The organism is Stygiolobus sp. CP859M (assembly GCF_037389975.1).
Lineage (GTDB): Archaea > Thermoproteota > Thermoprotei_A > Sulfolobales > Sulfolobaceae > Stygiolobus.
In genome coordinates this window covers 56,361-80,898 of sequence record NZ_JBBHKS010000022.1, presented here as the reverse complement: position 1 = coordinate 80,898, position 24,538 = coordinate 56,361, and the positions used below count along the sequence as shown (strand labels likewise).

General features: G+C 40.5%; 23 protein-coding genes and 3 pseudogenes. 16 read left to right on the top strand and 10 right to left on the bottom strand.

What is annotated here, in order from left to right; translation table 11 throughout:
* Positions 1-9: 9 nt before the first annotated feature.
* Together WIW72_RS10660 and WIW72_RS10655 are read right to left on the bottom strand one after the other, a co-directional pair.
* Entirely contained in the window at positions 10-693 is a 684-nt protein-coding gene (locus WIW72_RS10660; RefSeq protein WP_337702707.1) for an ABC transporter ATP-binding protein, read from the bottom strand.
* Between the two features lie 150 nt (positions 694-843).
* A complete protein-coding gene (locus WIW72_RS10655; protein ID WP_337702705.1) occupies positions 844-987 on the bottom strand; it encodes a hypothetical protein in 144 nt (47 codons plus the stop codon).
* A 142-nt stretch (positions 988-1,129) separates the two neighbouring features.
* Between WIW72_RS10655 and WIW72_RS10650 the strand changes: the two are divergent.
* Positions 1,130-1,374 (top strand): annotated as a pseudogene (locus WIW72_RS10650) (hypothetical protein).
* Here WIW72_RS10650 and WIW72_RS10645 read toward each other — a convergent pair.
* From WIW72_RS10645 to WIW72_RS10625, 5 genes are all read right to left on the bottom strand, one after another.
* Positions 1,367-1,684 carry a hypothetical protein gene (locus WIW72_RS10645; RefSeq protein WP_337702703.1) on the bottom strand — a complete coding sequence of 106 codons (318 nt, stop codon included), beginning with the start codon at positions 1,682-1,684 and terminating at the stop codon, positions 1,367-1,369. The pseudogene WIW72_RS10650 and the gene WIW72_RS10645 sit on opposite strands and share 8 nt — an antisense overlap.
* A gap of 41 nt (positions 1,685-1,725) precedes the next feature.
* Positions 1,726-2,535 carry an ABC transporter permease gene (locus tag WIW72_RS10640; RefSeq protein WP_337721443.1) on the bottom strand — a complete coding sequence of 270 codons (810 nt, stop codon included), beginning with the start codon at positions 2,533-2,535 and terminating at the stop codon, positions 1,726-1,728.
* Positions 2,526-3,443, bottom strand: coding sequence for an ABC transporter ATP-binding protein (locus tag WIW72_RS10635; protein ID WP_337702699.1), 918 nt, complete (start codon positions 3,441-3,443; stop codon positions 2,526-2,528). The genes WIW72_RS10640 and WIW72_RS10635 overlap by 10 nt, the downstream gene beginning before the upstream one ends.
* On the bottom strand, positions 3,436-3,819 hold the full coding sequence (locus tag WIW72_RS10630; protein ID WP_337702697.1) for a PadR family transcriptional regulator: 384 nt from the start codon (positions 3,817-3,819) through the stop codon (positions 3,436-3,438). The genes WIW72_RS10635 and WIW72_RS10630 overlap by 8 nt, the downstream gene beginning before the upstream one ends.
* Before the next feature lie 138 nt (positions 3,820-3,957).
* Complete coding sequence (locus WIW72_RS10625; protein ID WP_337702695.1) at positions 3,958-4,887, bottom strand: lactate/malate dehydrogenase family protein; 930 nt, start codon at positions 4,885-4,887, stop codon at positions 3,958-3,960.
* An 83-nt stretch (positions 4,888-4,970) separates the two neighbouring features.
* On the opposite strand from WIW72_RS10625, the gene WIW72_RS10620 reads away from it, so the two are divergent.
* From WIW72_RS10620 to WIW72_RS10595, 6 genes are all read left to right on the top strand, one after another.
* On the top strand, positions 4,971-6,257 hold the full coding sequence (locus WIW72_RS10620) for an MmgE/PrpD family protein (RefSeq protein ID WP_337702693.1): 1,287 nt from the start codon (positions 4,971-4,973) through the stop codon (positions 6,255-6,257).
* On the top strand, positions 6,232-7,083 hold the full coding sequence (gene prpB, locus WIW72_RS10615) for a methylisocitrate lyase (RefSeq protein WP_337702691.1): 852 nt from the start codon (positions 6,232-6,234) through the stop codon (positions 7,081-7,083). Before WIW72_RS10620 ends, prpB begins: the two co-directional genes overlap by 26 nt.
* A gap of 104 nt (positions 7,084-7,187) precedes the next feature.
* Positions 7,188-7,616 (top strand): CBS domain-containing protein, encoded by a 429-nt coding sequence (locus WIW72_RS10610; protein WP_337702689.1) that lies wholly within the window; start codon positions 7,188-7,190, stop codon positions 7,614-7,616.
* A 2-nt stretch (positions 7,617-7,618) separates the two neighbouring features.
* Positions 7,619-8,752: a citrate synthase gene (gltA, locus tag WIW72_RS10605; protein WP_337702687.1), complete on the top strand. Its 1,134-nt coding sequence runs from the start codon at positions 7,619-7,621 to the stop codon at positions 8,750-8,752.
* Between the two features lie 271 nt (positions 8,753-9,023).
* Complete coding sequence (locus WIW72_RS10600; protein WP_337702685.1) at positions 9,024-10,547, top strand: APC family permease; 1,524 nt, start codon at positions 9,024-9,026, stop codon at positions 10,545-10,547.
* 179 nt (positions 10,548-10,726) lie between these two features.
* On the top strand, positions 10,727-11,071 hold the full coding sequence (locus WIW72_RS10595) for a hypothetical protein (RefSeq protein WP_337702684.1): 345 nt from the start codon (positions 10,727-10,729) through the stop codon (positions 11,069-11,071).
* 36 nt (positions 11,072-11,107) lie between these two features.
* On the opposite strand, the gene WIW72_RS10590 is transcribed toward WIW72_RS10595, so the two are convergent.
* The gene (locus WIW72_RS10590; RefSeq protein WP_337702682.1) at positions 11,108-11,710 is read right to left on the bottom strand and encodes a hypothetical protein; all 603 of its coding nucleotides are present in this window, start codon (positions 11,708-11,710) and stop codon (positions 11,108-11,110) included.
* A gap of 264 nt (positions 11,711-11,974) precedes the next feature.
* Complete coding sequence (locus WIW72_RS10585) at positions 11,975-12,328, bottom strand: helix-turn-helix transcriptional regulator (RefSeq protein WP_337702680.1); 354 nt, start codon at positions 12,326-12,328, stop codon at positions 11,975-11,977.
* Between the two features lie 329 nt (positions 12,329-12,657).
* Between WIW72_RS10585 and WIW72_RS10580 the strand changes: the two genes are divergently transcribed.
* The 9 genes and pseudogenes from WIW72_RS10580 to WIW72_RS10540 all read left to right on the top strand — a co-directional run.
* Complete coding sequence (locus tag WIW72_RS10580) at positions 12,658-13,212, top strand: archaellin/type IV pilin N-terminal domain-containing protein (RefSeq protein ID WP_337702678.1); 555 nt, start codon at positions 12,658-12,660, stop codon at positions 13,210-13,212.
* Positions 13,213-13,231: 19 nt separating this feature from the next.
* Complete coding sequence (locus WIW72_RS10575) at positions 13,232-13,762, top strand: hypothetical protein (protein ID WP_337702676.1); 531 nt, start codon at positions 13,232-13,234, stop codon at positions 13,760-13,762.
* Positions 13,762-14,280 carry a hypothetical protein gene (locus WIW72_RS10570; protein ID WP_337702675.1) on the top strand — a complete coding sequence of 173 codons (519 nt, stop codon included), beginning with the start codon at positions 13,762-13,764 and terminating at the stop codon, positions 14,278-14,280. The genes WIW72_RS10575 and WIW72_RS10570 overlap by 1 nt, the downstream gene beginning before the upstream one ends.
* On the top strand, positions 14,280-15,224 hold the full coding sequence (locus WIW72_RS10565; protein ID WP_337702673.1) for a hypothetical protein: 945 nt from the start codon (positions 14,280-14,282) through the stop codon (positions 15,222-15,224). The genes WIW72_RS10570 and WIW72_RS10565 overlap by 1 nt, the downstream gene beginning before the upstream one ends.
* Positions 15,217-16,722: a type II/IV secretion system ATPase subunit gene (locus tag WIW72_RS10560; RefSeq protein ID WP_337702671.1), complete on the top strand. Its 1,506-nt coding sequence runs from the start codon at positions 15,217-15,219 to the stop codon at positions 16,720-16,722. Before WIW72_RS10565 ends, WIW72_RS10560 begins: the two co-directional genes overlap by 8 nt.
* On the top strand, positions 16,700-18,802 hold the full coding sequence (locus WIW72_RS10555; RefSeq protein ID WP_337702670.1) for a type II secretion system F family protein: 2,103 nt from the start codon (positions 16,700-16,702) through the stop codon (positions 18,800-18,802). Before WIW72_RS10560 ends, WIW72_RS10555 begins: the two co-directional genes overlap by 23 nt.
* Before the next feature lie 114 nt (positions 18,803-18,916).
* The gene (locus WIW72_RS10550) at positions 18,917-21,301 is read left to right on the top strand and encodes a plasma-membrane proton-efflux P-type ATPase (protein ID WP_337721442.1); all 2,385 of its coding nucleotides are present in this window, start codon (positions 18,917-18,919) and stop codon (positions 21,299-21,301) included.
* 32 nt (positions 21,302-21,333) lie between these two features.
* Positions 21,334-22,035, top strand: coding sequence for a mechanosensitive ion channel family protein (locus tag WIW72_RS10545; protein ID WP_337702666.1), 702 nt, complete (start codon positions 21,334-21,336; stop codon positions 22,033-22,035).
* Between the two features lie 122 nt (positions 22,036-22,157).
* Positions 22,158-22,895 (top strand): annotated as a pseudogene (locus WIW72_RS10540) (RNA-guided endonuclease TnpB family protein); the annotation flags it as partial.
* A 35-nt stretch (positions 22,896-22,930) separates the two neighbouring features.
* On the opposite strand, the pseudogene WIW72_RS10535 reads toward WIW72_RS10540, so the two are convergent.
* Positions 22,931-23,953 (bottom strand): annotated as a pseudogene (locus tag WIW72_RS10535) (ISH3 family transposase).
* Positions 23,954-24,538 lie beyond the last annotated feature (585 nt).

Sequence of the window (24,538 nt, the reverse complement as noted above, 5' to 3'; positions counted from 1 at the left end):
TGATCTCACCTAGTCTATTTTCTCTATTTGACCGTCTCTCATGTGAATTTTCCTCTGCCCGTAAGCCGCTATGTCAGGTTCGTGAGTGACGATAATAACCGTAGTACCGAACTCTTTATTCGCCCTTAAGAACGTGTCCATGACAACCTTGCTAGAGGCCGTATCTAGATTTGCGGTAGGTTCGTCGGCAAGAAGTATTTTGGGATTTTGAGCTAATGCTCTGACTATTGCGATTCTCTGTTGTTGTCCACTAGACATTTCGCTAGGCTTTTTCTTAGCAAGGTCTTTCAGACCCAGCCTATCAAGGATATCTAGCGCGATCTTTCTCCTTTCAGAGCTTGGCACTCCTCTTGCGATAAGAGGCAGTTCTATGTTCTCTAACGCAGAAAGTCTGTCTATCAGGTTGTAGTTTTGAAAGACAAAGCCTATGTATTTGTTCCTCACCTTAGCTATTTTCTTATCGGGAAGTTTAGTCACGTCCTTACCGTAAATTAGGACCTCCCCTTCAGTTGGTTTACTCAAAGTACCGATAATTGTGAGGAGTGTTGTTTTACCTGAACCAGAGGGCCCTTGAATGGAAACTATTTCCCTTTCGTATACGGTCAAAGTTACGCCTTTTAATGCAACGACCGGCACTTTTCCGTAATAGACTTTCTTGACGTTGTGTAATTCAACGACTGGAGATAATGGCATATCTGATATTTAAACCCTGACCTTAAATAGATAATTGGAAGTTCAAAAATTCCAACTAAGAATTTTTAAATGTACGAAATTAATTGTTTATAATCACGGTTTGGCTCTAGAATATCTCATTTTTAACATTAAGGGCTTTCAGACGGTCTCCTACGTGTGAGCGAGTACCGGCAAGATCCCAATTAGCGATCCTACAATCCCTATAAGTAGTAATACCTCTACGAGAAATACCACTACACTCCACTTATCGACCTTCTCATCTGATTTAAAGGCCTTTTCTCCTTCTGAGCTCATAATATCAAAGTCCACTCTTTTAGATAATAAGGTTTTATCCTTATTTTTTCTCGTACTATTTTCAAAGAAAGGGGTTGGGGGGGCCTCGCCAAGGGGATGGATAGCCCCGTGTTTAAGTATTTCTTTGTCAAAATTTCTCTTAGTGATGCTAATGACGCTCTTCCCCAGCTCGATTGAGGGCTTAATGGTACTGTGGGAGGAGCAACCATCATCTTCCTTTTCCTTCAAGGGACTAGAGCTTGGCAATGAAAGTCCCATCTTCACATGGGAGTGGTTCTCTGAGCCACTCGACTGCCCACCAGATGTAATCCCGAATCAATGGTGGAAACGATGAGCCCTCTGGGAGGGAACCCTCGACCCTTCCAGGGCGGGAAGGAAGTCAGATAGAGTAGAAACCATCTTTTACTTTTCTTTCCATTTCTCCCAGTAGTTTAGCGTTTATCCACATCCTACCGAAAGCCCCTATGTTTTCTTCTTCAACCACTACGATAACATTGTTAGGGTCTCCCCTGATTCTCACTATTATCTCCTCTACTTTGTGGTGTATGTGGCCAGCCTTTTTTGCCCCCCTTATGATGTAATCGTTAGGACCGTTTTGCGTTAAGGTAGTTTGCCATCCTTCATCCTTTAATGAGTTTTCAATACCCTGGGCAAACATCTGAATATTTATATTATTGTTTTCGAATACTTTCTGCATCGAGATAAAATCTCCTCCCTTATTATTAAAAATTAGTGGTCTCAGTACTCACTCAACGTCCCTCTATACCTAGCCCTCTTAAAGGCATAAGAGTAAAACGCGATACCTAACGGGATCAGAACGAAGGTAAATAATGACAAAGCTATTTCGTATTCGCTGACTTGTGATAACGAATAACCCTCGAGCAGGGCATACCTGAGACCTTCAAGAGCCCATGTGAGGGGTATTGCGTAGCTGATGAACTTAACAAAATCTGGTAAGACTGACACGGGAAAAACTACACCGGTCGTCAGTGTGGTAAACGTGGCAAAGAAGAAAGATATCGGGTTCCCTTGTTTCACAATCATCGTAAATCCAGCTGAAATCATTCCGAGACCTAATGAAGAACTAAGTAGTAGAAAAATAATGATTATAGCTGAAATGAGGTTTACGTTATACCTGACACCTAAAATGTATCCTATGAGTAAGATCATGACTGCGTTTACAGTATTTATTGTAAATCCCCATAATGATGAATAAATTAGAAAAGACAGTACTCCTCCAGAAGACAATACGTAATACTCTATCGTACCGTAAAGTTGCTCGTTGCGTAACCTACTACTTAAGGTCGTTATTACTGACGAAATATAACCTTGGAATGCCAGTCCGACTACTACGAACGAAATATATGATTCATCTTTAAAATGCATAGAACTAACTATCTTATCTCCTAAAGAAGTTCCTATAAAGTAATAAGTAAAAACTGGTAAGACCCAGGATAATACGTTCAGCACTAACTGTGTTCTGTAGCTAATCCATATCTTAAAGCCCCGTAAGTATATGTAAGCGTAAAGATTATCTATTACTCCCATCTCCTGAACCCACCTCCTCTCCTCCTATTTTTAGGGCTGTCAATCTCCTCATCTGTAAAGTAGACAAACACATCCTCAAGTGTAGGCTCCTCTTCGCCTATTACTTCACCTTTTACCTCTATTCCCTTTTCTGGGATTCTCAGTATAACTTTTCCTTGAATGAAACCGCTTACGTATTTCTCGTAACCTCTTGGTATATTGTCGGTTATAACTACCTTGATCTTCCCTATGCTTGACATGATCTCTTCCCTAGTGCCTTGAGAGACTATTCTACCTCTCTTTAATAAGACTATTTTATCGGCTAGGTCTTCGACCTCTTTCATGTTATGTGAAGTCATTAGTATCGTTTTACCCTCCTTAGAGAGCTCCTTAACCAGACTCCTAAAATCCCTTGAACTAACTGGATCCATACCTAATGTAGGTTCGTCCAACAGAATTACCGGTGGGTCTAATAAGAGTGCTCTCGCTAAATCCAGTTTCCTTTGCATTCCGGTGCTATATTTCATGTATTGAATGTCGGAAAATTGAGATAAACCAACCAAATTGAGGAGTTCCTTTGCCCTCTTTTTCGCTTCAGAAATCGATAAGCCTTGGACGATACCGAAGAAGACTAGATTATCAAAGCCCGAAAGCCTGAAGTAGAAAGATCTCTCACTTACCATCATTACACCTATTTCTTTTCTTACTTTCTTTTCCTCTCTGATACTGATCCCGTTTATCCTCGCGTCTCCCTGATCAGGGATAATCAGGGTTGATAAGATCTTTATTAGTGTGGTTTTTCCTGCACCGTTATGACCGACTAACGCCCCTATGCTAGACTTAGGGACTGTAAAGCTCACATCGTCTAAAGCTCGTATCTCTTTCGATTTGACTGTGAAAGTTTTTGATATGTGTTCTATTTCAATCAAGATTACTTATCGCCTCTTTAAGTCCTTTTTTCAACTTCTCTTTTAGCTCTACGTCAAGTTCACCCTTATTTTCAAGGATAAACCTTAGGTCTGAAAGGACTTCCTCTATCACTGTCTCTAACTGATGCCTGGGACTTAACAACTCTTTCCCTGCCTCAGTGATCTGGTAAAACTTTTGACTACCCTCTACTTTCGCTATAGAGACGTAACCTTCCTCAAGGAGCTTGTCTAGAGTGGGATATATAGCACCCGGAGAAGGCTTCCAAAAACCTTGAGTCATCTTCTCTATCTCCCTCATTATCTGAGCGCCAGTCATAGCTCCTTTATTGCTGAGGATAGATAGAATAATGTGTCGTAGCCTTCTCCTCCTTTTCATAGATATCACTTATGATATCGAAATATATAAGTATAAACCAAAGAAAAGGAAACAGAAACAGAATGTAATCACTTACAACAACGTGTTAAATTAGAACTAGTTCAGAGGAGAAAAAAGAAAGTTTACGTTAAAGATCTTTTACTGTTTTGCGGTCAAGCTCTGCTCGAGCTGTTTCAAGTTCTCCTTATATACGCTGTAGAAGTCCTTAATAGAAGCCATTAAGTGCCACCTGTCTTTTTCGTCTAATAAAGGCTCCAATGAAGGTCCTATAGTCCTCCCTACAACAGCGGGCTCGCTTACGTGAATGATCTCGTCTTCGTATTTGTGCGGGAACGCTATACTCATTACCTTGTTCTCGTTTAAAGCCACAGCCCTTATAATTTCCTCAATGATCGTACCCGGCCCCCAAGTAGTACCTCCCATTACCCTTATTATCTCCCCTGGTATTTTCTTTACATATTCCTCCACTTCGTCCTTACTCACTCCCATACTCTCATCAAACGGCTTCCCTTTCACAGTTACCGTGCTCCACAGTACTACAGCGTCTTCTCCGTGTTCCCCACCCACATACCCATTTACGTCGGTCACATGAATCTTTAACTTCTTAGCTGTGTAAGACCTCATCCTCATCGTCTCTACTTGATCACCGGTACTAATCGTATATTCACCAGAATATTTCATGAAAACTGAAGCCATCATATCTACTGGGTTTGCCACCATTATGTAAAGTGCTCCCCTATTTCTCTTAACTAATTTGTCAGCCAGATCTATCATTATCTTCGCGTTGTCAACAAATAAGTCCCTTCTGCTCATTCCAGGCTTCCTCGGCTTTCCTGCAGTGATCACTACTATGTCTGCTCCGTTTACGTCCTCTATGTTGTTTGTCCCCAGCACTTCTACCTTGAGTTTTCTCGAAGCTAATGCGTGCCTGAGTTCGTGCTCAAACTTTTCAGGTAGCTCTGGGATTATATCGTAAATTACTGCTTCGTCAATGTAACCCCCCATTATGGTGTTAAATGCGATTGTTTGTCCTATTTTACCAGATCCAATAAAGGCTACTTTTGTCATGATTTATCACATGAGAAACTTCTCATCAATCTTATTTAAATTTACCTCATTAAATATATTATCATTAATTAAACTAATTAGTTATGGATCTCTCGGATATAATAGCTGAATACGTAGTCTCGGTTCAGGAAGTCGATGATAAAGTTTATGCAGAGGCTAAAAGGAGAGTGTTGGATTCGGTGGCTATTGCACTAGCCTCTAGAGATTCCCCTCCAGCAAAAATAATCGAGAGTATGAGTGACCTTTATCCCGGGAACACTCCTACCTTGGGTAACTTTTCCACCACTCCTGACTTTGCCTCCTTTTACAACACTTTATTAATAAGATACTTAGACTTCAACGACACTTATCTAGGCTTAGAGCCCCTACATCCGAGCGACATGATAGGGGGATTGTTAGCGGTATCTCCTGAAGTAAAGGGTGAGGACATAATCAGGGCAATAGCCGTGGGCTACGATGTGGGTGTTAACTTATGTGACACTACTTCCCTAAGAAAGAAGGGTTATGATCACGTAAATTTCCTCGAGATAGCAACGGCTTCAGCACTCTCAAACCTCCTCAGGTTAGACCGGAATAAGGTAAAGAACGCCATATCCCTTTCGATAATCCCACACGTGGCTTTGAGGGAGACGAGAAGCGGTAAGCTCTCCATGTGGAAGGCTGGAGCAGCTGCTGAGGCTGTCAGGAACGCTGTATTCGTAACTCTCTTAGCTAAATCCGGTTTTACAGCACCCGAGTTACCGTTTTCCGGGGTCTTCGGTTTCTCTTCCATAGTGGCTAGGGATATGGACTTGAGTAAGTTTAGACCAGACGGAAGGGGGATCCTGAGGACCATGATCAAGAAGTACCCTGTAGAATACCATGCGCAAGCCGCAGTAGAGGCTGCAGCTGGACTGGAATACCACGGTGAGATAAAGAAAGTGTTAGTAGAGACTTATGAAGCTGGGAAAACGATTCTTGCTGACAGCCGTGAAAAGTGGAGACCTCAAAACAAGGAAACAGCTGATCACAGTCTACCCTTCATAGTCGCGGTAAGCCTAATCAGGAAGGACTTTTGGCTTGATTCTTACTCTTTAATAGGAGAGCCCGCATTGGAAAAGCTTATGGACTTAATAGAGGTAGTTGAGAGAGACGATTACACTTCAGTTTATCCTAAAGAGCTCCCTACTAAGATAACAGTGATCACGGATAAGGGAGAGTTCAGCAAGGAGGTCAAAATACCTAGAGGGCATTACGGTAACCCGATGAGTGATGAAGAGTTAGAGAAAAAGGCGAGTAGGCTGGGTCTAAGTAAGAAACAAATTGAGCTTATTAAAAATTTTGATACTATAAAGGTGAGAGAGTTTGTCAGAGGTCTTAAGGAAGTCTGACTTCTTAGTTATACCCGGGGTCTTTAACCCTTTTACTGCCCTCTTAGCTCAAAAGGTTGGGTTTAAGGCGGTCTATCTGTCAGGAGGAGCTTTAACCTCTTCCCTCGGTATGCCAGACCTAGGCATAATCACGTTAGACGAGTTGGCGTGGATGGTGAGAAGGATTAGGGAAGTTACAGATATTCCTATAATTGTCGATGCAGACACAGGCTTCGGAGAAGTTGTGAATGTATATAGGACTGTTAAAGTGCTGGAGAGTGCCGGGGCTAACGCTATTCAGATCGAGGATCAGGTCTTACCTAAGAAGTGCGGTCATTTAGAAGGTAAGGAGGTAGTGAGACCTAGGGACATGGTGCTTAAGATAAAAGCTGCACTGAAAGCTAGGAAGGATATGCTGATTATAGCCAGGACTGACTCTAGGGCTATTTATGGTTTAGACGATGCTATTACCAGAGCTCAAATTTACTTGGAGGCTGGGGCTGACGTAATTTTTCCCGAAGCACTAGAGAGCAAGGATGAGTTCGAGAGGTTTGCAAGGGAAGTGAGGGCTCCCCTCTTAGCTAACATGACTGAATTCGGTAAGACCCCCCTAATAAGTGCTGAGGAATTCAAGGCTATGGGTTATAAGTACGTTATTTTTCCCGTTACAATATTCCGGGTAGCAGCTAAGGCTATGAAAGACGCATTAGAAGTTTTGCTCAAGGAAGGGACGCAAAAGAACTTAATGGACAAAATGATGACCAGAAAAGAGCAATACGAGATTATAAACTACTACTTTTACGAGAACTTAGATAAGGAACTGGCTAAAGGAGGAGTAAAGTCTTAAACGCCTTCTGAGTTAACGTTGCTTTTTTAGTTAAAATTTTAATATTTTTCTTTCATTATTAATTTGGGAAAGATTTATAGTTTACAAATTCAATATAAGTATTTATGAGCCAAGTTAAAGTAAAGGTTTTAATCAATAAATCCCCTCTTAAAGTTCCCGTAGGGACTAAGACCCTAGATGCTGTAAAGCTCATGGCTCAGAATAACGTAGGCTCAGTTCTCATTGTGGATGGTGACAAACCCGTAGGAATATTTACCGAAAGAGACCTCCTGAAAGCAGTAGCTAAAGGAGAGGACTTAAATAAACCTGTGGAGAAATTAGGCACTTACGGTAAGCTAATTACGATCAGGGAAGACGAACCTCTTTCTAACGCGGCGAGACTGATGCATCAATATAACATAAGGCACCTTGTAGTCGTAGATGGTAAGGATAAGGTAGTGGGTATAATCTCCATCCGTGATATCATAAGTGAAAAGCACCTGCTTTCAGCAATTTCCACTAAACCGGATGAGGAATGGGTAGGGGGTGACTGAGGTTGGTTGAGATAAGTAGGGGTCTTGAGGACGTACTCATAAAGACTACTTCACTTACCTTCATTGACGGTCATCACGGGGTATTGCGTTATAGGGGATATGATATAAACGATTTAGTTGAACATTCTTCCTACGAGGAGTTAATTTATCTAATGCTATATGGAGAGCTCCCCAATAGGAAGCAACTAAACGAAGTGAAGGCTAAACTCAATGAGAATTATGAAGTACCGGAGCAGGTTATTAACGCAATTTACTCTCTACCGAGAAATTGCGACGCAATAGGGATTATGGAGAGCGCCTTTGGCATAATGGCGTCAGTCTATAACCCTAAGTGGGATAAGGAGAAAGATAGAGATAGTGCTATCCAAATAATGGCTAAAACAGCCACAGTAGTAGCAAACATCTTTAGGGCTAAAGAAGGACTGAAGCCTAAGATACCATCACCTTCCCAAAGTTATGCCAAGAGTTTTCTCGAAGCTTCCTTTGACAGAAAAGTAGGCGAAAAAGAAATCAAAGCTATGGACGCAGCGTTAATACTCTATACCGACCATGAAGTTCCTGCATCAACTACAGCCGGTTTAGTAGCTTCTTCTACGTTTTCGGACATGTACTCTTGCATAGTCGCTGCGTTAGCCGCACTTAAAGGGCCTTTGCACGGAGGGGCTGCCGAAGAAGCGTTTAAACAATTCGTCGAGATAGGCTCACCCGATAAAGTAGACGAGTGGTTTAAGATAAACATCGTCGAGGGAAGGAAGAGATTAATGGGTTTCGGGCACAGAGTATATAAGACGTATGACCCTAGGGCTAAGATCTTTAAGAAATTAGCACAGCAGCTGAGTCAAGAAAACCCGGAGATAAAGAAGTACTTAGAAATTGCGGAAAGGCTGGAAAAACTAGGAATTGAAACTTTCGGCTCAAAGGGTATCTACCCGAACACGGACTTCTATTCTGGGATAGTTTTCTATGGATTGGGTTTCCCGATTTATATGTATACGGCGTTATTCGCTCTCTCGAGGACCTTAGGTTGGTTAGCCCACTTTATAGAGTATGTAGAAGAACAACATAGACTCATTAGACCCAGAGCGTTATATGTGGGTCCAGAGTATAAACATTACGTCCCTATAGATAAAAGGTGAAACTTATTTCCAGAGGGTAAAGTTAAAACTCCTCCCGATTAGTGACTTTTATATCTGTTGTCTAGCTTTTTTTTTAATTGAGCTAAATCTTTTATCCTAAAGATAATTCTAAGTAGTACATAAATTATTGTTTCTCTTCTCTACTAATCTCAATTCACATTTTTGATTTAGATTAAAAACAATTATTATCTATGAGAATAAACGAATAGATACTAGACAATCTAAGTCGAACTTGAGTTCGCTTTTTAATTTCACTAACCTAACTAGATTTATGTCAAAACCATTTTTGAGAGAGTCATCTGGGTTGGTGAAGAACGCCACACTAAAAGACTTAGTTATGTTGAACGTTGCAAATATGGGAGCTGGTCTAGCAGTTTTCGAAGGAATCTCTCCCTATATTCAACCGGGCTCAATACTATGGCTAACCTCTTTGCTTACCTTTATCCTCACATTACCGCTGGTCTACACATATACGAGCCTCCTAATGAGGATGCCAAGAACTGGGGGAGATTACATATGGATCTCAAGGAAATTAAACAGTAAGGTAGGGGCTATAATGGGAGTAGCATTTGCATTCAATATGCCACCTTATTTCGCGTTATCGGCTTTCTTTTCTGTCTCAGCGATAAATCTAGTTCTGTACGAGATCGGTGTACTGAATCATCAAGGGGAACTGATTAACCTCTCAAATACGGTATTTGTCAATCCTTACGGAACTCTTACGCTGACTCAAGACCTCCTAATTTACGCTCTCGGTGCTATAGCGTTTGTAATAATCATTCTCTTAAATATAATAAGACCTAAATGGGGCTTCACCCTAACTACCGCTCTCGGTATCTTCTCCACCATTACTCTAATCCTTGCAATGATAGTTTTCGCCTCAAACGTCGGTTCAGTGAGGTCTCAGATCCCTAATTTCATTAGTGAGTTCCAACTGTCCTCCCAGAACACTTCTCCTTGGTCTTACAGCTGGGCTTCAACTTTCTACATGATCCCATTTTTCTTGTCATTTGCATATATCTGGCTTTATGCGGGGCCAGCAGTAGCTGCTGAGGCTAAAGAAGGCTCGTTAAAATGGAATCTATATCTAGGTAGTATAATGACGTTCCTCATGATCACAATACCTTTCTTCGAGATGTATACCGAAATCGGTTGCCCCACGAACACCGCTTACTATCCTACATTTACCTATAATTTCTGGAGTTTAGCAATCTTCCTCTCACACAACGAGATACTCGAGTGGATTCTGGGTCTTGGTCTGATAGCTTGGAACTTCTTTGTCATGGCTTTCGGGGTAGTAGTATTTGCAAGATATGTGTTCGCATTTGCATTTGATAGACTATTCCCAGCTATATTCGCAAAGCTCAACAAGTTCGCATCTCCGGTTTACGCTCATCTCCTCGACTTAGCTACCACGTTAGTCTTCCTAGCTCTTCCAATAATCTCTGTAAGCGGTGCGAGTGCCCTATATTCTTATACTCCTTTGGCTTTAGCATACCTTATTTTGGTCTCACTTACCGGTGTTAAAGTGGGGATTGAGGAGAGAAATAAGCCATTAATAATTGGTTCCGCTTTATCTACGGCGATAATGTCCTTAATGGAAGGTGAGATCTTAGACCCATATAACAACTACGCCTTCAGTGTAGTGGGAACTAGCGGAGTTAACTGGATAGCTACAGCTTACATCGCTTCCTTAGTAGGTCTAGGACTGATAACTTATATCACCGCTAAAAAGGTGAGGAGTAAGGAAGGAATAGATATTGACCTAGTCTATAAGGAGATACCACCGGAATGATCTATATTCTCAGATTTCCATTAGCTGATTTTTTCCTCTACTAGTTCAATTTAGACTAAGTTAGAAATGTATTGTTTTGATGTCATTTAAAATTGAATGTTTTGTTACAAATAGGGTTAATTTACAAATTTTATTTGATGTTAGAGTAATTTTATAAATGTGGAGTTTGACTATAATGTATGGATATAGATTTGCACGGTATAATAGGAGCTGTAATAGTGTTTATAATATCATGGATCGTAACGTCCATCCCAGTATGGCTAGCATCTAAGGCAGTATCTAAGGAAAACTCTTTCGGAGATGCGTTAATTGCTACTCTTTTTGCCTTCATAGTCTATACTGTAATAACATTTATTTTCGCGTTCATAGGCTTTCCATTTGTAGGTGTAGTAGTGGGAATCATAGGTACATTAGCTGTATTTAAGGCTGTATTTGAGACTGGATGGCTAGGAGCTAGTCTAAAAAAGAAGAGTTTTTTAATTAGAATAAGTGAACAACTGCTATACCAAACAGTCCTAGGATAAACGCTATGATAACGTATATTATTATTGCTAACACAGCTATTGCTGTAGCTCGTAGTTGAGATTATTATAGAACATGTTTCCGTATTGAGTCTCTACGATTACTGGAACTTGATAATACTGAGTCTGCTGGTTATGGCACTGGTCTATTGTTATCTGATAAGGAATGTACTGGGCTATAGGTGCTGACTCCCAATTAGGCCAGTAAGGATAGTATAATTGCTGAGGATATATCGTAATGTCTATACTTTGCGATGGAGCAAGAGTTTGTCCCACATACATTATGAATAATTGAACTCCGGACGGATTTGATATTACGATGTAAGTAATCGTGCTAGGCACTTTACCTACGTTTGTTATTGTAACCGTAATGTAGAGTAAATCATATTTATAAATACCGAGTGCCTGACCGTGATATGCGCCTCTGCCTACTCCACAATCACTATGAGAGACAAATTTATAGTACGCTGTAGCAGTTACTTCCAAGTTCTCGTTCTGATGGTTATAGATGTTTATTTGAGCTTGGGAAAGTTGTGCACCCATCCCCTCGAATGCACCATAGTACGCTAGAATTACGGCTATAGACGCTAAAACTATTAGAAGGAATATTATAATCCCTACTACAGTTCCTAGAGCTTTCACATTAAGAATAGGAATGTGTCGACTATATAAGGATTTCTTGAAACAATTGTATTCCCGAGATTTCCACTAGAACTATATCTGTGAAACATAGTAGAAAAGTAAAAGTTTTTCCCTCATTGAACAGGTATAGTGTAAGAAACTACAGTTCTTTTTTCCCTTTCCGTTATCCCTCATCTTTTCGACTATGCCTTTGTTAGTCTTAGTTCTTGTACCTCTTGTCCTTAAATTGAGATCATAGTATACTCTACCGTACTCCCTGGTTTCTTATAAGTAGCCTAAGGAAGTGAGCTTTTTGAGTCTCCTATATGTAGTCGTCTTTGGAATGCCGGTAAAATTCGAGATCTTGGTCAAAGTTTTATATCCTCTCTTTATCGCCTCCAGAACAAGAAGATCTCTATCATCCAATTTCTCACTAACTATCTGAACTGCACTTTTTGCCTTTACCCTTCTGATAACTAATAGGGTGGCAAAGAAGATTATAGCTAGTGATAGTAAGATGTCTCCCTGATAACTAGGCAAAACTAAATAAAGTATTATTTTCGGTAAACTGTCTCCCATATTAAAGGCGTTGACATAATTAAATTGCGTCAATAAAATAGAAGTGTCAGTTGTTAACATACGATCTACTTTCTGTTTTACTATATAAGCCTTTCTCCCTTCAAGAACATATATGATAATTAGTTACTTAGAAAATCTGAAATAATTTAACTTATTATATAAATAAAAACTATACTAAAAGATAAAAATTCCAATAGAAAATTCTAGTAAAAACTATAGCGGAAAACTTAACTTTTCTAGGGAAAATGGATGAAAACTGTAAAACGCTGTTTCAGATTTTATTCCTAACTTCGTTCTATCTGCTTTGCTTTTAAATGAAGACCAAAAACAAAGTCAATCTTTGAGAAAAATTTATAAAGACCAAAAACAAAGTCAATCTTTGAGAAAAAATGGCTAATACAACAAAAAGAGTTAATAAAAAAATGGTGAAAGGTCTATCAAATATAGTTGGATCACTACTACTCATAGTAATAACAATAGTTGCAGCTCTATTAATAGGACACTTCGTATTCGGTCTATTCTCGTCGAATAGCCATAATGCAGGTATATCAATAAGTGATGCATCAATTATTATACCCGCTGGAGAATACAAGACTCAAGGTGCTTCTATATCTGTTACTATTACTGACAGTGGTAACGACCCTGTTGTATTAACTACAGTGAATCTAATTGCAAACGGTAAGGCATATAATCTATATAGCGGTAGTAGTAGTACTAATGCGATATCTCCGATAAGCGGTAATTACCAAACTGTGCAAGGCAAAGGTCTATTGATAGAACCGGGTCAGTCAGTGACATTATCAGGAACTATAACCACCAGCACACAAGGTTTTACGGGTTTACAGTTACAGACCGGTCAGACAGTGGTTATATTAGCTTCTGGAGTTGACAACGTAACGGCACAGTCTGTCACTCAACAAGTAAGCGTAGTGATACAAGACTGAAATTAGGGTGAAGAAGTAAATGGTGTCTAGAGGGAGGAGGGGGCTAAGCAATATTGTAGGCTCCCTCCTCTTGATCTTAATTGTTTTTTTAGCTTGGGCTTTCCTCTATCATTACGGTTTAAATTATATTCACATCCTTTCCTCCTCCCCTGACATCCAAGTCAGGGCTGTAGTGATCCTTATGAACTACCAAAACGTTCAAAACCCCGGTACAGTCATGATTCAACTATATATATCGGATGATGCTTACACAGATTTTATCGTGCAACACGTGTCGATTACTAGTAACGGTATTACAAAAGACTTAAGCGGGAACACATTTTACACGGCCATTGTGCCTTATTCTCAGCTCAACAGTTATAGTGTGCATCTGCCCGTAAGCGTAAGGCAGGCTTACACTCAGTTACTTTACACTTTTGTTAGTAACTACCAAGTAAACCAGTACTCCGACTGGGTTAACCAAGGAAACTACACGATAGTTACATTGACCGGTCAATTAGGTTCCTCGGTCATCCAAATACAGACGTCTGCACAAGTGGTGAGTGCCTGATGAAAGTCCAAAAAAGAGGTTTATCGGAAGTTGTAGCAGCACTACTTTCTTTAGTTATAACTTTAGTGTTAATAGGGGCTTTCTTTGCCTTTAACGGAGGTTACTTTGTTACTGCAATTCAGAGACCGCCTACCCCCTCGACTTTACCTCTTTTACAGCCCTTATACCTAATAGAGAACCCGTACCCCAAGTTGCAAAACTACCCGCCTTGTAAAACTTCCAGTATGTTACTTTTCTTGGTTAATTACGGTTCCTCACCGGTACAGTTGGCGTATGTAATGGTAAACGACGCATTACAACCCAATATCACGTATGTGTACATGGTAGTACAACCTAGTGGAACTACGGGAGGTCAGCCTCAGTTCATACCTTGTCCCAGCGGTGAAATACAACCCGGTAAGGAGTACGCAATACTAATAGGCAATGTACCGACAAACCTCAATACCTACTACATAACCCTCGTTTTTACTAACGGTTACTCTGAAGAGTTCGTCATGTCACCTGGGGTGATACAGTGATGAAAAGCCACGTGTATATTAAAAGGAAAAAGGGGTTGGGAACTGTTATTGGGATAGTCATTTTTATCATGATATTGTTAATAGCCCTAGCCCTAATACTATCGTATTTAGGGGACTTTCAGGCCGTAGGAGCCCAGTTGTCTCAGGCACAGATTAGCATTTATAACCATAATAATGCGAAATTGCAGATTAACCCGTCTATACAATATAACTCTATTCAATCGTCACAACACTCATGTACCTATATCGCTAACGGAATAATTTATCAATTTACAGTAACTATAACGTGTTATTCCGATCCCACAATAACGATTAATGTTTACAATCCCTCTCAAATTACTCAAACAATAGAATATATAATCATCTCTGCGGGTTCACCTAACGCACAAAATACAAATTTGATCGGAACGAACCAGTATTCTCCTGATTATCAGTCATTTGCATATCCAAACCTAGCTCAACTAGTACAAACTTACATTGGCGAAACAATTGCTCCCCTCGGTTCATTAGGACTTACAATCAGTACTCAGGACCTATTTTCACCATATTATAAGCAAAATAACCCATATTCGGCTTATTCGGCTCCTATTGACCTATATATACCATACAAATACTACGAAGTGCAAATAATTTGTCAGGCGGAGATACAACCTCCACATGGTCCTAATCCACCTGGTCCTCCTCAACCACCAGTTCCTCCTCTACCAATAGGTCGACCACACTATTATTATTACGCATATTACCAGTACGATGGCAATATTCTATATTATCCTTATTACGGTGCTCCACCCTATCTACATGGTACTCAATACGTTCCCACTGACTACAACCAACTACCTAATAATCCAGTATATCCTTACGGAAACGTCTACGCCATAATGTTCAACAACTGGGGGGACGTATACTCATGTTATATACCTCTACAATACCCTGGTGGTGGATGAAATCCTCATGTCGGAACAATCTGTTGTTAAAATTTTAAAACCCGAGGTTAAGGGCACAGTCCTTATAGAAAAGGAACTTAAGTGGAAGTACGATGAGAAAGGAGTATCTTATCCTAGGGCTTACGTAGTGAGGGATGAGCAAGGGGACATCTATTACCAAGTCGATGAGCCGGATCTAGACGAAAAGCAGATAAAAGTTGTGGACAAGTTAAAGAAGACATTATATTATGTTATAAAACCCTCGGCGAACGAGGACGAGATGATCCAACAGATATTAATGCACCCTGACGTTAAAGGTGATCCCAACATAGGTTACTTCATATATCGTGACGTGTTACGCTATGGCCCGATGTCTCCACTATTCGATGACGAGAACTTAGAGGATATATCGTATTCCGGCTCTAGAACAGGTCTATATGGAGATGCAGTGTGGGTATTCCATAGAGAGTTTGGAACATGGTTGCCGACAAACATACACTTAACTAAGGCTGAGGCTGATTATCTCATTCAGAGAATCGTACTTAAGTCTGGAAAGTCCGTAACTCTCGCAAGGCCTATAGTGGATGGCATAACCCCTGAAGGCTATAGATTTGCAGTAACCTTCGGTAGTGAAGTCTCTTTACCCGGCTCAACGATAACGATAAGAAAACCTTTAGAGGAGGTATGGACTCTTGCTGATCTAGTTTATAAGCGTAAGACCCTTTCACCTCTGACCGCTGCAGCAATCTGGTACACTCTGGAAAACAGAGGAGTTATTCTAGTTGTGGGTAGAACGGGAACCGGTAAGACTACTTTCATAAATGCATTAATGACAGTCCTTCCTCCATCTTGGAAGATAGTTACGGTAGAGGAAGTGCCTGAACTTAAGGTTATTTTCCCTAATTGGACAAGGCTAGTGGCTAGGAAGTCTACTACTTTTATGGAGTACAGTGAAGCTATAGAGATACCAATGGATAAGTTGATCGCCCATACTCTGAGAATTAGACCAGACTTCGTGTCAGTAGGTGAGGTAAGAAATAAAGAGGAGATCAGAGAGTTCATTCATTCCGTAGCTAGCGGTCACGGAGGAGTTACTTCACTGCACGCGGAGGATTTCGATTCCCTTAAAGCCAGGTTTAATTATTCCGGTGTAGACGACTCGTTCTTCGCACTGGTCACTATGGTAGTCTTTATCAACACGTACCCCAATCCCGAAAGAAAGGGCGGTTTAAGGAGAAGAGTGCAAGAAGCAGGTGAGGTGTTGTTGAAGTCTGGGCAAGCGGTCTACAGACAGTTGGCCTATTATAACCCATTAAAGGACGACTGGGACGATTCCTTAATACCTGCCAGTGAAAGGCTCTTACAAATTGCCCAGAGGAACGGGTTAACCCAGAAGGAACTTGAGGAGGAATTAAAGTCAAGGGTAGAGTTTTTGGAGAGTGTATATGAAAGGAACCTCTCCATTAATCAATATAAGGAGGAGTTGATGAGGTTCTATGAGGCTAGGGGAATTATCTAAAAAAAAGAAGACCACTATGAAGGAAAAGCCAAGGAAGGAGAAGAAACAGCTGAGGTTCGAAGCTTCACCTATAAACTTCTTGTTTACACTGATAGTCACTATAGTAGTCTTAACGTTGACTCTGCTATCGTTTAAATTCCTTAGGTTTTCCGGACTACCTTACCTAGAGAGTTTACTGTTAGGTCTCCTTCCTTACTCGGTAGTGATAACTGTTTTTAACTATATCCACAAGTATGACGATTACTTGACTAACGTAATAATACCGTTAGTAGAGAAGTCTAAGCTAATCGAAGACCCCAATATATGGCTTAAGGAGATGATTCAGTACTCATGGTACGGTTATCCACTATCAGCGGTAGTCGGAATGACGATTTATATAGGTAGTGGGGATGTTTTCTATTCGTTAGCCGGTGGAGCAGTAGTCATTATCACTTACTTTTACCCGTGGGTGAAAATGTGGGATGCTAGGAATTCCTTAGCTACCCAAGTAGAAAAGGAGATGCCTATAGTCTCAATAACGATGTGGAGCATGGCTCAGTTAGGTTATGGAATAATGAAGATGGTTGAAGAGCTTAAGTCCAGCGATACTTATGCGGATATGAAGGTAAAAAATAGAGATAAGAAGACTAGAGGAAAAACTAGAGGATCTTTATCAATTTTCAACAAAAAGAGTTCTAAGCAGGTAAACGAAGAGGAAAAAGTTGAGGTGGAATATCTCAAGGCAGTCCCCAGAGAGTTCCTCAAGATCCACAGAGACTTCGTTCTATTCAATATGCCTCCCGAAGAGGCTATTGTTAGAGAAGCAAAAGATCATCCCTCTAAGGTCTTCGAAAGACTTTTGCTTGGAGCAGTGTCGATATCTAAGAGTGGAGGAAGTCTGATGGAGTTCATGAACAGAATCTCAGTGGAGGTAATGGAGGAACTGAAGAGAAAGTGGGAGAACTTCGGTAAGGCAGCCTCAAATCTCGGTGAACTTGCTCTGTTGTTTCTGTTGATTGTTCCGTTGTTCTCCATATGGTTTGCCGTGTCCTCTAACAATCCGGTATATGGTACAGACAGCGTTGCCTTCTTTATGGTACCTTTAATAGGCTTTGCTTTGTATATGTACTTGGCATTTAGTGCCCCGCCTGAGGATGTTAAGATAAACGGTAATATAAAGAAGGGAGGGATAGCTTTAGCCATATCTATGATACTCCTAGCGGTGCTGACAATATTCAAGATACTCTCTCCTAGAGGGCAGTTACTATGGATTTACTTCGAGATTCCGGTGATGGTATTCTCATTCTTCTATGGTTACTCAGCATATCAGAGAATAAAGGCTAAGAACGAGGCTGAGGAAAAGTTACCGATCTTTGTTAGATCTATTGCGGAGCTCATAAGAAGTACAGGTGATAATTTCTTTAACGCCCTGAGAAAGTTACAAGAGGGTGATTTATTATCCTCGACCTTGGTAAAGGCTACCACTTTCGGCAAGGTAATAGATGACACGATCTCTCGTTATCTATCATCTATGATAACTACGGGGAACTTCAATCCAAGAACTGACTCGTGGGTCCTTAATACGGTCTTCAGGAACTTAATGGAGATGGACAGGCAAGGTGTACTAAGGTATAACATTTTTACTAGGCTTGCGGAAATTACAGACGCTTACTATGACGCCATAATGGCTAAGAAGAGGAGCTTATACATGTTCGTAGGGGCCGCGGCAATTGCACCTGCAATTATGGCTGGAGTTATTGTTATGACGGTCTACGTCTTACACAACATATCGGGATTAGTCCAAATACCCAACCTGAACTTGCAGAGTGTTAATGGTATTGCTTATCCGTCCGATATAACGGGGTTACTTAACTTCTTAACAGCATTTATTAACATAGGTAATGAGGTAAATGAGATGTTACCTACATTTGAGCTAATGATCGCAGAAACTGGTGTAATATTCGGACTGTTATATGCTAAGGCTGCTGACGGTACAGTTAAGAATACTTTCAGGGTATTTCAAGTGTCAATTGTTGCCGTAATTAGTATAATAGTAATGCAGATTGCACTAACTTACGTTACCCAAACTCCTAACATATGACCCAAGGAACGTGAATGTTATTAAAAATTTTTCGATCAATTACGTCCCCTTTTCCTCTTTATCTTTCCCCTTCAGAAAGATTTATACCTAGTGAATTCTATTATCAACTTTGTAATGGAGGAAATAAATAAGGAAAATATTATCAAACAGCCTGTGAAAGAAGTTGTAAAATTACTCTCTACAGACCTCAACAAGGGATTGGCTGAGGTAGAGGCACAGAACCGGCTGAGAAAATACGGCGAAAACGTGATAGAAGAAAAGAAGGAGAACCCCTTAATCAACTTGGCAAAAAAGTTTTGGAATCCAAGTGCCTGGGTACTAGAGGCAGCAGCTATACTTTCCTATGTATTGGGAAAATACCTTGACTTTTATATAATCATAGCGTTAATTTTATTTAACGCAATCCTCAGCTTTTCTGAGGAGCAGAGGGCTAATAAAGCCCTTGAGATGTTAAAAAGCAGGTTACAAGTTACTGCAAGAGTTTTGAGGGACGGGAATTGGAGGAACATTCCTTCTCGTTATCTTGTCCCTGGTGATGTAGTGAGAATAAGACTAGGAGATTTTGTGCCGGCTGACATTAAGATAGTAGAAGGACAGCTTGAAGTAGATCAGTCTGCTCTAACCGGAGAGAGTTTAACCGTTACGAAAAATAAGGAAGATATAGTATACTCTGGAAGTATTGTTAAAAAAGGCGAAGCAACTGGAGTGGTGATCCTTACTGGTAAGAACACATATTTCGGTAAGACGGCGGAGTTAGTAAGTATCGCAAAGCCAAGACTGAGAGTTCAACAAGTGATATCTAAGGTAGTATTCTGGATGATGGTTGTAGTTCTCATTATTCTTGCTATTTCCGTAATAGTGATCTTTCTGAGGCACGAGAACTTTCTCACTTTCTTACCTTTAGCACTTGTGCTAATAATCGGGGCTATTCCTATAGCATTGCCAGCCATGTTTACAATAAGTCTAGCTTTGGGCAGCGAGGAACTTTCTAAGTCCGGTGTATTAGTCACTAGACTAGATGCTATTGAAGGAGCGTCTACTATGAATACTTTGGCTTCAGATAAGACTGGGACTTTGACTATCAACAAGCTCTCGGTTCATAAAATAATTCCCTTAGAAGGGGACGAAAAAAAAGTTATCACTTACGGCGCTTTAGCATCAAGGGAAGAAAACCAAGACCCGATAGACCTAGCTTTCATTAGCAAGGCAAAGGAGATGAACATTGATCTCAAGGAGTGGAAAGTTATCGACTTCAAACCTTTCGACCCTTCAAGTAGGAGAACCGAAAGTACAGTAGAGAAAGGAGGGTCTACCATTAGAGTGAGTAAGGGGGCAATAGATACCTTGAGTAAATTATGTGGGTTAAAAAACATTGAGGAAATATATGAGAAAGTTCATAGTGAAGCTAAGATAGGATGCAGGGTTCTAGCTGTAGCCAAAAATGATGGAGAGAAATGGAAGTTAGTAGGTCTCGTCTCTCTCAGGGACCCACCTAGGGAGGATTCGGCTGAATTAGTAAAAGAATTGAAAGACTTGGGAATAAAGGTGATAATGCTAACCGGTGACGCTCAACCTATCGCGCAGGAGATAGCTAAAGAAGTTGGGATTGGTTCTAACGTAGTTAAGGTCAGCGAATTTAAGGAGAACCCTAAGATGATAGACCAGATAGACGGACTTGCCGAGGTTTATCCTGAGGACAAATACACTGTAGTAAAACTTTTGCAACAAGAGGGTAAGGTGGTTGGAATGACTGGAGATGGTGTAAATGATGCTCCAGCCTTAAGGCAAGCAGATGTTGGGATAGCAGTGAGTAATGCTACCGACGTGGCTAAGGCGGCTGCCTCTGTAGTTCTAACCTCACCAGGTTTGAGGAACATAGTTGATATGATAAAAATCGGTAGGAGGATTTACGAGAGGATAAATATCTGGATACTCAGTAGAATAACAAGGACTTTCCAGAACGTCGTTTTCATAGCCTTGGCTTTACTTATTTTGAATAAGTTCGCGATTTCCACCTTCGGAATGGTATTGTTACTGTTCATGTTTGATTTCGTTACTTTAACTATGTCTACCGATAACGTACCGTGGAGTAGGAAACCTGCATCGTGGGAGATTCTTAGCTTAGTCAAGGTATCAATCATCCTTGGAGTCGTCATGGTAGCTGAGAGTTTTCTTGTGCTATACTTTTTGGGTCAAATGCCCCTGAAAGAACTGCAGACCTCGGTTTTCTTATATCTTCTTTATTCTAACATCTTCAACTTATTAAACATAAGAGAGAAAAGGAATTTCTGGAACAGCTTTCCAAGCAAGGTTATGGGATTAGCGATAATTGCTGACGTGATAATAGCCTTTATAATTGCCTCCTTAGGAATTCCAGGGTTAGTTCCGATCACTCCTCTTGTAGCTGGTGAAATATTGGGTTTTGCCGCACTGTTCAACTTAATCTTAAATAACTTTGTAAAGTTAGGGGCTGAGAAAATGCTGAAAGTGAAGTGGTAAAGATTTTTTAATCATGAGTCTTAAAGCGTGTTATGAATACCAAGTTAGTCAATATAATTATTTTTACGATAATAGTAATTGCCTTAGGGGTTACAGCGTCGTATGTGGTAGCAAACGTGCTTCATGTTCCCTTGGAAGTTCAAGACGTAGTAACTGCTTTAATAATTGCTATAGCTGGGATATCGATGATCACAGTTATAGCTAGGATTCTTAAGCAAAACGTCGGTAATGTTATTGGAAAGACGACCGGCGAGAGTCTTAGTCTTCTCGTTGAAATACTAGGGTATTCAGTAGTCGGGGTTATTGCGTTAACAGCATTGCATGTGGGTATCACTAGTGCATTGTTTGGAGGTACTGTATTCGGTCTGGTTGCAGGTCTTGCTTTACAGACTTCGTTGGCTAACGTGTTCTCGGGACTATTCTTAATATTCAGCAGACCCTTTGAGATAGGAGACAGAGTAACGATAACTACATGGCAATATGGACTTTTAGCACCTACTTATCCTCCGAAGTTCTGGAGCAACGATTTCTTGATCCCGGGTTATACTGGTATAGTAACTGACATCAGTCTGATGTATACTACCATAGTTACGGACGAGAATGTCATTATGAAGATACCTAACAACGTAATGATCCAAGCTGCCATATTTGTTCATAAAGAGGAGTATAGGCTAGTGCGGACTAAATATGAGATTACAAAAGACATAGACCCAGATGAGTTGTACCAGAACTAAAGAAGAGGATTAAAGAATTAGATTTCGTAATTAAGGAACCCGAAATGAAAGTGTTGGACACTACTCTCAATACGTATATAATTGCAATTGACACTTTTTGTAAAGGCACATACGAAGAGTCCCCTAGAAACATCAGGGAGTACATGGGTTGGAGGATGAGGGAGGCTAGATTAGTGATCAGGAATGATAAGGCTTTCCTAAAAGTGGTTTTTGAGAAGAAGAAAGAGAAGGTTAAACCAAAGGAAAGTATTGCCGTAGATATTAACATGGCTGAGGTAGTTGTAGGGAAGGACGATACTCATTATGTTAGGATCCCAACTCGTTTGCATGAGGTTCACCACTGGAAGTCTTTAGCTGAGAGGCTGCAGAAGAAGTATCCAAGGAGGTGGAGGGGGAATAAGAGGATCCTTCACAGGATTGACTCTTTCCACCAAAAGGCTAGGAGGATTATGGAGGATTTTGCTAGGAAGGTTGGGAAGTGGGTTGTTGAAATCGCTGAAGATTTAGGTGTTAACGTTATCAAGTTGGAGAACCTAAGGAACCTTATTAAGAATGCTGATAAATTGCCTAAGGAGTTTCACGATAAGTTGTATCTTATGCAGTATCGTCGTTTGCAGTATTGGATTTCTTGGCAGGCTAGGAGACACGGAATGACTGTTGAGTTTGTTAATCCTAGTTATTCTTCAGTCTCATGTCCGAAATGCGGTAAAAGGATGGTTGAGGTTTCTCGTCGTTGGTTTAAGTGTTCTTGTGGTTATGAGAATGATCGTGATGTTATTGCAATAGTTAATTTAAACCGGAGGGGGTCTCTGACCCTCTCGACTGCCCCTCAAATGAGGGATGTAAGAGCGAATCGATGAGGGGAACTCTCGCCCCTTACACGGTAGACCCAAAATCACCTCCTTAAAAATAAATCTATAGTGTAAATAAGTGTTTCCACTAGATTAATTGTAAAATTCTCCGGATTGAATAAATCTGGAAATAAAAGAATTAATAATAATCTAAACTCCTCTCTCCCCACCTCCCCCTTGAATAAGGAGTAGAGTATGATTGCCAGCACAAAGATCAATATGCGGAAAACAAACTTAGTAGATAGTAAATGGGAGAAAAGCCTTAATGTTCCTATAAGAAGTCTCTATAGGACCTCTCACCTTATTGTACAAATCTAACACTTCCCTCTTGGGCAGATCGAGGTTAGTAGCCCTAGCAAAATAAACAAGCCTCTTCTTCTTTCTCCTAACCTTCTCCTTGGTATACACGAGAAGTCTGAACTTAACTTGCTCATCCCTCCTATGCCTCTTACTATTAGTCATGTAGTCCCCCGTCAAACTCTTCAAACACCTTCACATCCCCAACTGGGACGGCAACTATGTAATTAAACTGTGAAATGAAGTTGAGCACGTCGACAGTGTAGAAACCAGCATCAAGAGTTATCAACCTTATCTTGAACCCCATTGCGACAACTTGCTCCACGAGGTTTTTCACTATCTCTTCCTTAGTCATACCGCTCACTTGCAGGCAAGTAAAAGTACTCTCCCTACTTGGTAGTTGCGTAGTTCCAAGAGCTTCCTTTTTCAGAGCTCCCAAGTCCTTTCACCGGTTTCCCGTACCACGTCTTTGTTGTAAGTCTATTGAAAATAGATCTATCTCTTTTACCCCTTTCAGTACTTCTAATGATATTTTCCTAGCATTTTCCAATAGTTTTTCAATCTCTTCCGTCCCTTGTTTCTCTATGTAATTTCTCACGGTCTGTGGGGATACGTCATACGCTCCGGACTTGTTCTCTACTGAATCGTTCCACAAACAAGCAGAGATGAGGGTTTTTTGCTACTTCATCTCCTTTCCCTTAAAGCATGGAAAGTAATTTATATCCTATTTGTTGAATGTTATTTGGGTGAGGGAGACCGGGTATCACCATCTTCCTATCTCACTTGGTAATACTATGTCTCCCTCACCTTAAACCCTTTCTTCAATTCTTTACACTCTTATAAATTTCTTTATCTTTCACGGATTAGATATTATCCTACCAGAAATATTTTTTCTAATATGATTTTGGGTCTACCGTCCCGGGAGGAGAATTCCACATGTAGGTGAATCGCGCGCCTAGTCCGATTCGGCGCGGGGCAACTGTGTCTATAAGTATACATATGTATACACCTAATCACATCGTTGCTCTCAATATAACACTCAACCTGCCGACTCGGTCCAGCGTCAACGGCTCAATATGAATCTTGCTGTATACATAAAGATTCAATAAAACTATATTCTAGTTAACCCTAATCAGTCTTAAGTTTCTTCAAAATCATTCATCTAGCCGCCGTGTTGGCAGTTTGGCAGGTTTAACATGGAATTATCATCACTAGAATTGAGGAACAAGATGCACGCAATAAATTGCCGTGATTAGCAGTCCTCGTACAATAGCGCTTGATTGTGCAAATGTGTAAAATAGCAAACAAATATGCGCAAAATAAGTTTAATTTCAGTATCCAATAGACCGACTCAA